Below are 12,466 nucleotides of genomic sequence, written 5' to 3' on the forward strand. Positions count from 1 at the left end.
GGTGCCCAGACCGTCGGCCGTCACCCTCGGCTCAGCACAACGGCGGCTCGGGACGGCGGGCTTCATCGGTCCGCCGCACATCAACTGTGGACGACGCTCCCGCCCGTGGGCGTGGCGTCATGTGGAGGAGGCGCTGTGAGCAGCGACCCGTGGGGCCGTGTCGACGAGCAGGGGAACGTCTACGTGAGGACGGCCGACGGCGAACGCCAGGTCGGCTCCTGGCAGGCCGGCTCCCCCGAGGAGGCCCTCGCCTACTTCGAGCGCAAGTTCCAGGGCCTGGAGGCGGAGATCGCGCTCCTGGAGCACCGGGTGCGCAAGACCGACCTGGCGGCCAAGGAGGCGCAGACCGCGCTGGACCACCTGCGCGCGCAGGTCGTCGAGGCGCACGCGGTCGGCGACCTGGCGTCGCTGGCCGGCCGCCTGGACACCCTGGCCGGTGAGATCGAGAGCCGCCAGAGCGAGCGCAAGGCCGCCCGGGCGAAGGCCCAGGAGGAGACCCGCGCCGCGAAGGAGGCGCTGGTCGCCGAGGCCGAGCAGCTCGCCGAGTCCAACCAGTGGCGGGAGGCCGGCGACCGGCTGCGCGCCCTGGTCGACAGCTGGAAGGCGCTGCCGCGCCTGGACCGCAAGAGCGACGACGAGCTGTGGCACCGCTTCTCGCACGCCCGCTCGGTGTTCTCCAAGCACCGCAAGGCGCACTTCGCGGCGCTCGACTCGGAGCGCGAGTCGGCCCGCGCGGTCAAGGAGAAGCTGGTCGCCGAGGCCGAGGCGCTGTCCGACTCCACCGAGTGGGGCCCGACCGCCGCCGCCTACCGCGACCTGATGACGCAGTGGAAGGCCGCCGGCCGCGCCCAGCGGGACGCGGAGGAGGAGCTGTGGGCCCGCTTCCGCGGCGCCCAGGACGTCTTCTTCCAGGCCCGGTCCTCGGCGTTCTCGGAGCGCGACGCCGAGCAGGGCGAGAACCAGAAGGCCAAGGAGGCGCTGCTGGTCGAGGCCGAGGCGATCCTGCCGATCACCGACCTGAAGGCCGCCAAGGCCGCGCTGCGCGAGATCTCCGAGCGCTGGGAGGCGATCGGCCACGTCCCGCGCGACGCCCGTCCGAAGCTGGACGGCCGGCTGGCCACGGTGGAGCGCGCCGTCCGCGAGGCCGAGGAGGCCGAGTGGCAGCGCTCCAACCCGGAGGCCCGGGCCCGGGCCACCGGCATGACCGCGCTGCTGCAGGCCGCCGTCGACAAGCTGCAGGCCGACCTGGACAAGGCCCGCGCGGCCGGCAACGCGTCCAAGGCCGCCAAGCTGGAGTCGGAGCTCGCGGGCCGTCGGGCGCTGCTCGACCAGGCGCAGAAGTCGCTGCAGGAGTTCACCTCCTGAACCCCGTTCGGAACGACGTCGAAGGCCCCCACCGCGCGCGGTGGGGGCCTTCGACGTCGCCGGGTCAGACCACCGAGGAGGCGTCGGAGGGCAGCAGGTCGTTCAGGTCGACGCTCTGGTCCGGCCCGGGCGTCCCGGACGGCACGGGGGTGCCGAAGTCGCTGAAGTCGACGGCGCCGTTGTCCTTCTCCAGCCGCAGCGGCACCGGCGCGCCGGACGCGGCCACGTACAGGGTGCCGGTGCCGCTGCTGGAGCTGCCGGTCACGCTGACCGCGGCGCGGCCCTGCACGGTGCTCGGGTCGCCCTTGGCCAGGGTGCCCTTCGGGGCGCCGAGCTGGTCGGCGAGCGCGCCCAGGTCGCACAGGCCGCCCAGGTCGCCGAAGTCGGGGTCGTCGGCGGTGGTCTTCAGGTAGCGGTCGCCGACCAGGTCGGCGAGGCCGGAGCCGCCGTGGCTCTGCCAGAACGCCCGGTCGGGCTTCACCCACAGGTCGTGCCCGGCCTTCACCACCTCGAAGGAGCCGTCGCCGCCGAGGCCGAGGATGCCCCGGCAGTTGCCGGCGGTGTCCAGCCGCAGGTCCAGACTGATCCGCTGGCCCATCTCGGTGACCGTGCCGACCGCCCGCACCGACTTGGCGTCCTTGAGCGCCTGCACCGACTTCTGCACGATCTCGTCGGCGCCCAGGGCCGCCACCCCGTTGTCCCCGGCCCCGGCGGCCGCCGGGGAGGCGGTCACGGCGCCGGCGCGGGCGGTGGCGCTCCCCGCGGCGCTCGCACTGCCGCCCGCGGTGGCGCTGCCCGAGCCGCCCGGGCTGCCGCACCCAGCGGCCAGCACGGCGGCGGCGGCCGCGCCCGCCACCGCCGTCATCATCGGAACCCGTATGCCGCGCAAGGTGCCTCCCGGAAAGCCGACCGCCCCCACCCGGCCAGTGTCGGCGGGGCGGGGGCGGGCGGCGACCGGAGCCGCTACTTGGCGCGCGCCGAGGTGACCCGGTAGACGTCGTACACGCCCTCGACGCCGCGCACCGCCTTCAGCACGTGGCCGAGGTGCTTGGGGTCGCCCATCTCGAAGGTGAACCGGCTCATCGCCACCCGGTCGCGGGAGGTCTGCACGGCCGCCGAGAGGATGTTGACGTGCTGGTCGGAGAGCACCCGGGTGACGTCCGACAGCAGCCGGGAGCGGTCCAGCGCCTCCACCTGGATGGCGACCAGGAACACCGAGGACTGGGTGGCCGCCCACTCGACCTCGATCATCCGCTCGGGCTGCTGCTGCAGGGACTCCACGTTGACGCAGTCCGCCCGGTGCACCGAGACGCCGTTGCCGCGGGTGATGAACCCGACGATCGGGTCGCCCGGCACCGGCGTGCAGCAGCGCGCCAGCTTCACCCACACGTCGTCGACGCCCTTGACGATCACGCCGGGGTCGCCCTTGGCGCGCCGGCGCATCGCGCGCGGCTGGTGCGAGGGGGTGGCGGTCTCGGCGAGGTCCTCGACCGCGCCCTCCTCGCCGCCCATCGCCTGGACCAGCTTCTGGACGATCGCCTGGGCGGCGACGTGGCCCTCGCCGATCGCCGCGTACAGCGAGGAGATGTCGGGGTAGCGCATCTCGTGCGCCAGCGTGACCAGCGAGTCCCCGGTGAGGATCCGCTGGATCGGCAGGCCCTGCTTGCGCATGGCCCGCGCGATCGCCTCCTTGCCCTGCTCGATCGCCTCCTCGCGGCGCTCCTTGGAGAACCAGGCGCGGATCTTGTTCCGGGCGCGCGGCGACTTGACGAAGTTCAGCCAGTCCCGGGACGGGCCGGCGTTCTCCGCCTTGGAGGTGAACACCTCGACCGTGTCGCCGTTCTCCAGCGTCGACTCCAGCGGCACCAGCCGGCCGTTCACCCGGGCGCCGATGGTCCGGCAGCCGACCTCGGTGTGCACCGCGAACGCGAAGTCCACCGGGGTGGCCTGCGCGGGCAGCGCTATCACGTCGCCCTTCGGGGTGAAGACGAACACCTCGTTGCTGGACAGGTCGAAGCGCAGCGACTCGAGGAACTCGCTGGGGTCCTCGGTCTCCTTCTGCCAGTCCAGCAGCTGCCGCAGCCAGGCCATCTCGTTGACCGCGTCGGCCTTGTCGTGCTGCCGGCCGTGGGTGGGCGTGTCGGTGCGCACCTTGGACGCGCCCGCCACCGCCCGCTGCTTGTACTTCCAGTGCGCGGCGATGCCGTACTCGGCCCGCCGGTGCATGTCGAAGGTGCGGATCTGCAGCTCGACCGGCTTGCCGCCGGGACCGATCACCGTGGTGTGCAGCGACTGGTACATGTTGAACTTGGGCATCGCGATGTAGTCCTTGAACCGCCCCGGCACCGGGTTCCACCGCGCGTGGATGGTGCCCAGCGCCGCGTAGCAGTCGCGGACGGTGTCGACCAGGACCCGGATGCCCACCAGGTCGTAGATCTCGGCGAAGTCCCGGCCCCGGACGATCATCTTCTGGTAGACCGAGTAGTAGTGCTTCGGACGGCCCGTCACCTGCGCGGTGATCCGGGCCCCGCGCAGGTCGCCCTGCACCTGGTCGATCACCGTCGCCAGGTACTCGTCGCGCTTCGGGGCGCGCTCGGCCACCAGCCGGACGATCTCGTCGTACATCTTGGGGTAGAGGATGGCGAACGCCAGGTCCTCCAGCTCCCACTTGATGGTGTTCATGCCCAGCCGGTGCGCCAGCGGGGCGTAGATCTCCAGCGTCTCGCGGGCCTTCTTCTCCTGCTTCTCCCGCTTCAGGTAGCGCATCGTCCGCATGTTGTGCAGCCGGTCCGCCAGCTTGATCACCAGGACCCGCGGGTCCTTGGCCATCGCCACGACCATCTTGCGGACGGTCTCCGCCTGCGCGGCCTCGCCGAACTTCACCCGGTCCAGCTTGGTCACGCCGTCGACCAGCAGCGCCACCGAGTCGCCGAAGTCCTGCCGGAGCGTCTCCAGCCCGTAGTCGGTGTCCTCCACCGTGTCGTGCAGCAGCCCCGCCATCAGCGTCGGCGCGTCCATCCCCAGCTCCGCCAGGATGGTCGCCACCGCCAGCGGGTGCGTGATGTACGGGTCGCCGCTCTTGCGCTTCTGCCCGCGGTGCCACTTCTCCGCGACGGCGTACGCCCGCTCGATGTCCTTCAGCAGCCCCGGATCGGCCTTGGGGTCGTTGGCCCGGATCGTCCGGAACAACGGCTCCAGCACCGGGTTGACCATCGAACTGCGCTGACCGCCCAGCCGCGCAAGCCGAGCCCGCATCCCGCCCGGCGAGGGACGGGAACTGGCAGTCGCAGCCGTGGGCACAACCTCGTCGGGCAAGGACAGCTCCTGAGCGTGGAGGGATCAACCTTCATCGTACCGGTGGCGCGCGTCCCCCCGGTCGGTGCGCCCCGCGTATGCAGAAGCCGCCCGGGAACGGGATCTGTTCCCGGGCGGCTCCGACGGCACTGCGTCACACCGTGACGAGCGTCTCCAGCGGCGCCCCGTGCAGGTGCGAAGCCAACTTCTCACGCCCCGTCAGGAACCCGAGCTCCATCAGCACCACCACGCCGACCAGCTCCGCCCCGGCCTGCTGGACCAGGTCCAGCGACGCGGCGATCGTCCCGCCGGTGGCCAGCACGTCGTCCACCACCAGGACCTTCTCGCCCGGCGCGAACGCGTCGCACTGGACCTCCAGCGTCGCCGACCCGTACTCCAGGTCGTACGAGCGGGAGAAGACGTCGCCGGGCAGCTTGCCCTTCTTGCGGATCGGGACGAACCCGAGTCCGGCCGCGAACGCGGCCGGCGCGGCGAGGACGAACCCCCGCGCCTCCAGGCCGACCACCTTGGTGGCGCCGAGTTCCACCGCCCGCTCGGCCAGCGCCCGGGTCAGCGCGCCGAACGCCTCGGCGTCGGCGAGCAGGGGGGCGATGTCCTTGAACAGGACGCCCGGCTTGGGGTAGTCCTGCACGTCCCGGATCCGGCTGTTGAGCAGCTCGGACAGGGCGGGATCGGTGGTGGAGGTCACGGGGGTTCCTTAACGAGGGGTCAGCGCTTGCCGGACGGCCGTCCCTTGCCCCGGGAGCGGCTGGTCGGCTGGTTACGCTGTCCGACCATACCTGCCGGAACCTCGTCCTCCGGCACGTCCTCGCTGTCGAGGACCTCGCCACGGGCCTCCGCCTCGGCGGCGGCCTTGGCCTCGGCGGCGCGGCGCTGCGCGACCCGCTTGGCCAGCGCCTTCATGTCCGGGGTCTGCTCCTTGAGCTGCGCGAGCAGCGGGGTGGCGACGCAGATCGAGGAGTAGGCACCGGCGGCGAGGCCGATGAACAGCGCCAGCGAGATGTCGTTCAGGGTGCCGGCGCCGAGGATGCCGCCGCCGATGAACAGCAGGGCGGAGACCGGGAGCAGGGCGACGACCGTGGTGTTGATGGAACGCACCAGGGTCTGGTTGAGGCCGTGGTTGGCGGCCTCGCTGTAGGTGCGGCGGGACTGCTTGGTCAGGCCCCGGGTGTTCTCCTTCACGGTGTCGAAGACGACGACCGTGTCGTAGAGCGAGTAGCCGAGGATGGTCAGGAAGCCGATCACGGTGCCCGGGGTGACCTCGAAGCCGACCAGGGCGTAGACGCCGATGGTGATCAGGAGGTCGTGGATCAGGGCGACCAGGGCGGCCACCGCCATCCGCCACTCGAAGGCGATCGCCAGGTAGATGGTCACCAGGACCATGAAGACGATCAGGCCGGTCAGGGCCTTCTTGGAGATGTCGGAACCCCAGGAGGGGCCGATCACCTGGGCGTTGATGTCCTTCTCCTGGACACCGACGGCCGCGGAGAACTCCTTGGTGAAGGTGGTCGCGGAGACCGAGTTCTCGGCGCTGATCTGGACCCGGACGTCACCCTTGTCGGTGGTCTGCACCAGCGCGGTGTTGGAGTTGATGATCTTGTTGGCGGCGTCCTTGGCCTGGGACACCGTCAGTCCGGGCTTGTTCACGGTGTACACCGAGCCGCCCTTGAACTCGATGCCCAGGTGCAGGCCCATGGCCAGGCCGATCGCGGCCACCAGGACGATCACGCCGGAGATCGAGTACCAGATCTTCCGCTTGCCGACGAAGTCGAACGAGACCTCGCCCTGGTAGAGGCGGTGACCGATGTTGCGGAGCGACATGGGTCAGACCTCCTGGGTCCGGTTGGAGGTGGAGCGGCGGCGGGAGCCGCGGATCGGCGGACGGGCGCCGAGCCGCTTCGGGTCCAGGCCGGACCACGGGTGGCCGCTGGCGAAGAACTTGGTCCGCGCCAGCAGGGTGATCAGCGGCTTGGTGAACAGGAAGATCACCACGACGTCGAGCAGGGTGGTCAGGCCCAGGGTGAAGGCGAAGCCCTGCACCTTGCCGACCGAGACCAGGTACAGCACCGCGGCACACAGGAAGGACACGAAGTCCGAGACCAGGATGGTGCGGCGGGCGCGCGGCCAGGCGCGCTGCACGGCGGCCCGCAGCTGCGCGCCCTCGCGGACCTCGTCGCGGATGCGCTCGAAGTACACGATGAAGGAGTCGGCGGTGATGCCGATCGCGACGATCGCACCGCAGACCGCGGGCAGGTTCAGCGCGAAGCCGATGCCGGCGCCGAGCAGGCTCATGATCGAGTAGGTGAGGATCGCGGAGACCACCAGACCGGCGATCGAGACCAGGCCCAGACCGCGGTAGTAGACCAGCGAGTAGAGGACCACCAGCGCCATGCCGATCAGACCCGCGACCAGGCCGGCCTCCAGCTGCTCGGAGCCGAGCTGCGGGGAGACGGTGGTGACGTCGCTCTTCACGAAGTCCAGCGGGAGGGCGCCGTAGCTCAGCACGTTGGCCAGCGACTTGGCCTCCTCCTGGGAGAAGGTGCCGGAGATCACCGCGCTGCCGCCGGCGATCGCCTCCGAGACGTACGGGTGCGAGACGACCTGGCCGTCCAGCACGATCGCGAACTGGTTCGCCGGGGCGGCCTGGGTGGCGAGCTTGCCGGTGGTGTCGCGGAAGGCGTTGGAGCCGGTGTCGTTGAACGACAGGTCGACCATCCAGCCCTTGCCGCTCTGGGTGTCGTAGACGGCCTGCGCCTTGGAGACGTCCGAGCCGTTCACGGCCACGCCGCCGAGCGCGAACTTGTACCAGATGCTCTGCTCGGCGTCGTACGAGCAGGCCACCGCGTTCGCGGCCGGGTCGTTGGTCTTCTGGTAGTTGACCCGCTGCGACTCCACCGAGCAGTCCAGCGCGTCGAACTGCTGCTTCAGCTCGGCCGGGACGGTGCCCTGGGTCAGCGCGGCGCTCATGTCGGCGGCGCTCGGGGTGCCGGCGGCGGCGCTCGGCGAGGCGGCGGCGGAGCCGGACGCGGTGGCCGAGGCGCTCGCGGACGCCGAGGCGGACGCGCTCGGGTCGGCCTGCAGGGCGCCGGAGACGGCGCGGCCGGCCTTGCTGGCCGAGGCGCTCGGCGACGGGGAGCCGGTGGCGGCGGCCGAGGCGGCGGCGCTCGGCGAGGCCGAACCGGACGGCTCGGGGCTGGCCTGCGCGGTCACACCGGTCGGCGCGGAGGCCAGCACGGGGCGGAAGTAGAGCTTGGCGGTGTCGCCGACCTTGTCGATCGACTGCTGCGTGTTACCACCGTCGGGGATGTTGACGATGATGTTGCTGTTGCCCTGGGTCTGGACCTCCGCCTCGGAGACGCCCATGCCGTTGACACGCTTCTGGATGATGCCGACGGCGGTGTCCAGATTGGTCTTGTTGATCGCAGAAGGATCGTCCGACTTCGCGGTCAGCGTGACGCTGGTGCCGCCGGCGAGGTCGATACCGAGACGGGGCTTGGTGTAGCCCGTCCCGAACATGAGGGCCACAAGGCCGACGGTGACCACCAGGATGAGCGCCAGCGCCCGTCCCGGGTATCCGTCGCGCGACCGCGACTTGGGTGTTGCCACCTTGCTCGTTTCTCCCTGTCCATGCCGCCCGGCGGCCGGCCCCCGACCCCGCGCTGGGCGGGGACCGGGGGCGGCGGACGCACGGCGGCCCAAGAGGTCCTGATGGGCTTGCGGCGGGGTGCCGCTGGTCGAGGGTGCCCCGACCGTACTACTTGCTCTCGGGAGCCTCGGCGTCGGCCTTCGCCTCGTCCTTGGACAGGCTCAGCGGCTTCTCGTCGGCGTCCGCGTCCACCGCGGCGTCCTCGGCGGAGTCCTCGACGGCCTCGTCCTCGGCCGGGCGGCCGTTGATGATCGCGTCGTACTCCAGCGGCTCGAGGACGGCCGCGATCGCACCCTTGGTGTAGTGGGCCACCACGCCGGGGGCGACCTCCAGCTCGACCGTCTCGTCGTTGACCGCCTTCACCAGGGCGTACATGCCGCCGATGGTGCGCACACCCGCGCCCGGCTGCAGCGAGCTCTGGGTGTTCTGCATCTGCGCCTGCCGCTTCTTCTGCGAGCGGAAGAGCAGGAACATCATGAGCAGCGGGACGATGATGATGATCAGGTTCACGGCCAGGGTCCTTTGCGGCCGCTGCGAAGCGGCCAGTGCGTGTACGTCGGCCCGTCGGGTGAGAGGGGCGGTCCGGCGGAGTCTAGGCGACCCGCACTCAGCGGACAACGCCAAGCATGCCAGTGTGCGGCCGAAAGTGGCGAGCCTTGGCATGCACATAAACCCCCGATAAGGCAGGCAGGTTACGGCCGCCCTAGGCCTTTCCGTCCGCCCACAGCTCGCCCTGCGCCCCGCGCGGCGCCCCGGCCGCCTGCGGCGGGGTCAGCCCGAGGTGCTGCCAGGCCGCCGCGGTGGCGATCCGCCCGCGCGGGGTGCGCGCCAGCAGGCCCTCCCGGACCAGGAAAGGTTCAGCGACCTCCTCGACCGTCTCCGCCTCCTCGCCGACCGCCACCGCCAGGGTCGAGAGGCCCACCGGGCCGCCGCCGAACAGCTTCAGCAGCGCCCCGAGCACCGCCCGGTCCAGCCGGTCCAGGCCGCGCGCGTCGACCTCGTAGACCTGCAGCGCCTGCGCGGCGATCTCCCGGGTGACCAGCCCGTCGTGGCGGACCTGCGCGAAGTCCCGCACCCGGCGCAGCAGCCGGTTGGCGATCCGCGGCGTGCCCCGGGAGCGGCCGGCGATCTCCGCCGCGCCCGCCGGGTCGATCTCCACGTCCAGCAGGCCCGCCGAGCGGTGCACCACCCGTTCCAGCTCCGCCGGGGCGTAGAACTCCATGTGCCCGGTGAACCCGAACCGGTCGCGCAGCGGCGGCGGCAGCAGGCCGGCCCTGGTGGTCGCCCCGACCAGGGTGAACGGCGGCAGCTCCAGCGGGATCGCGGTCGCGCCCGGGCCCTTGCCGACGATCACGTCGACCCGGAAGTCCTCCATCGCCATGTAGAGCATCTCCTCGGCGGGCCGGGACATCCGGTGGATCTCGTCGAGGAACAGCACCTCGCCCTCGGTCAGCGAGGAGAGGATCGCCGCCAGGTCGCCGGCGTGCTGGATCGCGGGGCCCGAGGTGATCCGGATCGGGGCGTTCAGCTCCGCCGCGATGATCATCGACAGGGTGGTCTTGCCCAGCCCGGGCGGGCCGCTCAGCAGCACGTGGTCCGGCGCCGCCCCGCGCTTGCGGGCCGCCTGCAGTACCAGCGACAGCTGCTCGCGCACCCGCTCCTGACCGATGAACTCGTCCAGCAGCCGCGGCCGGAGCGCCGCCTCCACCGCCTGGTCCTCGCCGTCGGCGGACGCCGTCACCAGGCGGTCAACGGGCTCGGACTCGTACGGGCTCATCGGAAAACGGCTCCCATGTCGACATGGTGACGGATCGTCACATTGCTCAGTTGATTCAGCGTGCGCGGTTCAGGCCCCGCAGTGCCAGCCGCAGCAGCGCGCCGACGTCCGGCACGGGCTGCGCCTCGGCGTCCGGCGTCACCCGCGACACCGCCTCGTCCGCCTCCCGCGGAGCGTAGCCCAGGCCCACCAGCGCCGAATGCAGTTGCTCGTGCCACGGCGCCGGACCGCTCGCCACCGGCTTCTGCGCCGGCACCGACCCGTGCGGGGCGCCCAGTTTGTCCTTGTACTCCAGCAGCAGCTTCGCCGCCTTCGCCTTGCCGATCCCGGGCACCGCGATCAGCGCCTTCTCGTCGCCGCCCGCGATCGCGACCCGCAGCGCCTCCGGCGAGTGCACCCCCAGGATCGCCTGCGCCAGCTTCGGCCCCACGCCCGGCGCCGCCTGCAGCACCTCGAACGTCGCCCGCTCGTCGTCGTCCACGAACCCGAACAGCGTCAGCGAGTCCTCCCGCACCACCAGCGAGGTCGCCAACCGCGCGACCTCCCCCACCCGCAGCGAGGCCAGGGTGTTCGGCGTGCACTGCACCGCCATCCCCACGCCCCCCACCTCCACCACGGCCACCCCGGCCCCCACCACCGCAACCGGCCCCTGCACGAAGGCGATCATCGCGAGTCGCGCTCCTTTCTCATGAACGTACGGCCCCGTCCGGGGGCGAGGCCCGCCCGGTCGGGGCGGCGATCTCTGCTCGGCCTCCGCGCCCGCCGGGACGCGGCTCCCACTCAACTCCCGCGCCCCGTCAGGGGCGCTGCGGGTCCCCCCGGCGAAGGGAGGCGGCGGAACTGCGCGGCCGGCCGGACGCCGCCCGGGGCGCGTCGGACGGATCCGCCGGTCGCGCACCGTGCCACGTCCCGCCGCCCGTGTGCGCCTTGATCGCCGCCGTCAGCCGGTTGGTCGTTCCACCGCGCCAGATGTGACAGATCGCCAGCGCCAGCGCGTCCGCCGCGTCGGCGGGCTTGGGCGGGGCGTCGAGCCGGAGCAGCCGGGTGACCATCGCCGTGACCTGGGCCTTGTCCGCGCGCCCCGAGCCGGTGACGGCCGCCTTGACCTCGCTCGGGGTGTGCAGCGTGACCGGGATCCCGCGCCGGGTCGCGCACAGCACGGCGACCGCCGAGGCCTGCGCGGTGCCCATCACGGTGCGGACGTTGTGCTGCGCGAACACCCGCTCCACGGCGACGAGTTCGGGCGAGTAGCGGTCGAGCCACTGCTCCAGCCCCTGCTCGATGGCGAGCAGTCGCGGGCCGATCTCGTCCTCCGCGGGCGTCCGGACCACGCCGACGCCGAGCATGGTCAACTGCCGCCCGGGCAGCCCCTCGACGACCCCGACGCCGCACCTGGTCAGCCCAGGGTCCACACCCAGCACTCGCAAGGCCCCACCTCTCTCCGACCTGCGCAGGTTACCGCCACCCACCGACAGCGGGACCCGGACACGCCTCCGCCCGGCGGCCGCGAGCAGCCACCGGGCGGAGGTTCCGAGCAGGACTCAGGCGTCGAGTTCGGCCATGATCTCGTCGGAGACGTCGAAGTTGGCGAAGACGTTCTGCACGTCGTCGCTGTCCTCGAGGGCGTCGATCAGCTTGAAGATCTTGCGGGCGCCGTCGGCGTCCAGCTCGACCTGCATGCTGGGCACGAAGTTGGCGTCGGCGGAGTCGTAGTCGATGCCCGCGTCGACCAGCGCGGTGCGCACGGCGACCATGTCGGTGGCCTCGGACATCACCTCGAACGCCTCGCCGAGGTCGTTGACCTCTTCGGCGCCGGCGTCCAGGACGACGTCCAGGATCTTGTCCTCGTCCACCCCGTCGGCCTTGGGGACGATCACCACGCCCTTGCGGTTGAACAGGTAGGAGACCGAGCCCGGGTCGGCCATGTTGCCGCCGTTGCGGGTCATCGCGACGCGCACGTCGGAGGCCGCGCGGTTGCGGTTGTCGGTGAGGCACTCGATCAGGACGGCCACGCCGTTGGGGCCGTAGCCCTCGTACATGATCGTCGAGTAGTCGGCGCCGCCGGCCTCCGCGCCGGAGCCGCGCTTGACGGCGCGGTTGATGTTGTCGATCGGGACGGAGCTCTTCTTCGCCTTCTGGATGGCGTCGTAGAGCGTCGGGTTGCCCGCGGGGTCGCCGCCGCCGGTGCGCGCCGCCACCTCGATGTTCTTGATCATCTTGGCGAAGAGCTTGCCGCGCTTGGCGTCGATCGCGGCCTTCTTGTGCTTGGTGGTAGCCCACTTAGAGTGGCCGGACATCGCCAGCTCCTTTTCGTCGCCAATGGGAAATGAACAGGGGAGATCTTACCGGTGCCGCATCGGGAG

Annotated in this window: 10 protein-coding genes and 1 pseudogene; 1 reads left to right on the forward strand and 10 read right to left on the reverse strand. The window is 71.7% G+C overall.

The features are described from left to right. Positions 1-135: 135 nt before the first annotated feature. Complete coding sequence (locus BX266_RS06575) at positions 136-1,365, forward strand: DUF349 domain-containing protein (protein WP_099897970.1); 1,230 nt, start codon at positions 136-138, stop codon at positions 1,363-1,365. Between the two features lie 64 nt (positions 1,366-1,429). On the opposite strand, the gene BX266_RS06580 is transcribed toward BX266_RS06575, so the two are convergent. The 10 genes and pseudogenes from BX266_RS06580 to BX266_RS06625 form a co-directional block, all read right to left on the reverse strand. After that, positions 1,430-2,254 carry a hypothetical protein gene (locus BX266_RS06580; RefSeq protein ID WP_143686875.1) on the reverse strand — a complete coding sequence of 275 codons (825 nt, stop codon included), beginning with the start codon at positions 2,252-2,254 and terminating at the stop codon, positions 1,430-1,432. Between the two features lie 74 nt (positions 2,255-2,328). Further along, a pseudogene (locus BX266_RS06585) lies at positions 2,329-4,620 on the reverse strand (RelA/SpoT family protein); the annotation flags it as partial. Positions 4,621-4,813: 193 nt separating this feature from the next. Next, positions 4,814-5,368, reverse strand: a complete 555-nt coding sequence (locus tag BX266_RS06590; RefSeq protein ID WP_099897973.1) for an adenine phosphoribosyltransferase — start codon at positions 5,366-5,368, stop codon at positions 4,814-4,816. Between the two features lie 20 nt (positions 5,369-5,388). Continuing rightward, a complete protein-coding gene (gene secF, locus BX266_RS06595) occupies positions 5,389-6,501 on the reverse strand; it encodes a protein translocase subunit SecF (protein ID WP_099897974.1) in 1,113 nt (370 codons plus the stop codon). Positions 6,502-6,504: 3 nt separating this feature from the next. Further along, positions 6,505-8,286 (reverse strand): protein translocase subunit SecD, encoded by a 1,782-nt coding sequence (gene secD, locus BX266_RS06600; protein ID WP_399169120.1) that lies wholly within the window; start codon positions 8,284-8,286, stop codon positions 6,505-6,507. A gap of 148 nt (positions 8,287-8,434) precedes the next feature. After that, positions 8,435-8,836: a preprotein translocase subunit YajC gene (yajC, locus tag BX266_RS06605; RefSeq protein ID WP_259464582.1), complete on the reverse strand. Its 402-nt coding sequence runs from the start codon at positions 8,834-8,836 to the stop codon at positions 8,435-8,437. A 193-nt stretch (positions 8,837-9,029) separates the two neighbouring features. Next, positions 9,030-10,103: a Holliday junction branch migration DNA helicase RuvB gene (gene ruvB, locus BX266_RS06610; RefSeq protein ID WP_099897976.1), complete on the reverse strand. Its 1,074-nt coding sequence runs from the start codon at positions 10,101-10,103 to the stop codon at positions 9,030-9,032. Between the two features lie 55 nt (positions 10,104-10,158). Beyond that, a complete protein-coding gene (ruvA, locus tag BX266_RS06615; RefSeq protein ID WP_099897977.1) occupies positions 10,159-10,770 on the reverse strand; it encodes a Holliday junction branch migration protein RuvA in 612 nt (203 codons plus the stop codon). A gap of 130 nt (positions 10,771-10,900) precedes the next feature. Beyond that, complete coding sequence (gene ruvC / locus BX266_RS06620) at positions 10,901-11,530, reverse strand: crossover junction endodeoxyribonuclease RuvC (RefSeq protein WP_099897978.1); 630 nt, start codon at positions 11,528-11,530, stop codon at positions 10,901-10,903. 114 nt (positions 11,531-11,644) lie between these two features. Then, positions 11,645-12,400, reverse strand: coding sequence for a YebC/PmpR family DNA-binding transcriptional regulator (locus BX266_RS06625; protein WP_014134592.1), 756 nt, complete (start codon positions 12,398-12,400; stop codon positions 11,645-11,647). Positions 12,401-12,466 lie beyond the last annotated feature (66 nt).

The sequence above is a fragment of the Streptomyces sp. TLI_171 genome, from assembly GCF_003610255.1.
GTDB lineage: Bacteria > Actinomycetota > Actinomycetes > Streptomycetales > Streptomycetaceae > Kitasatospora.

Bases quoted from the DNA above. Each gene is read 5' to 3' on its own strand.
- secF (WP_099897974.1), bottom strand. From the start codon at position 6,501: ATGTCGCTCCGCAACATCGGTCACCGCCTCTACCAGGGCGAGGTCTCG.
- ruvB (WP_099897976.1), bottom strand. From the start codon at position 10,103: ATGAGCCCGTACGAGTCCGAGCCCGTTGACCGCCTGGTGACGGCGTCC.
- ruvA (WP_099897977.1), bottom strand. From the start codon at position 10,770: ATGATCGCCTTCGTGCAGGGGCCGGTTGCGGTGGTGGGGGCCGGGGTG.
- BX266_RS06625 (WP_014134592.1), bottom strand. From the start codon at position 12,400: ATGTCCGGCCACTCTAAGTGGGCTACCACCAAGCACAAGAAGGCCGCG.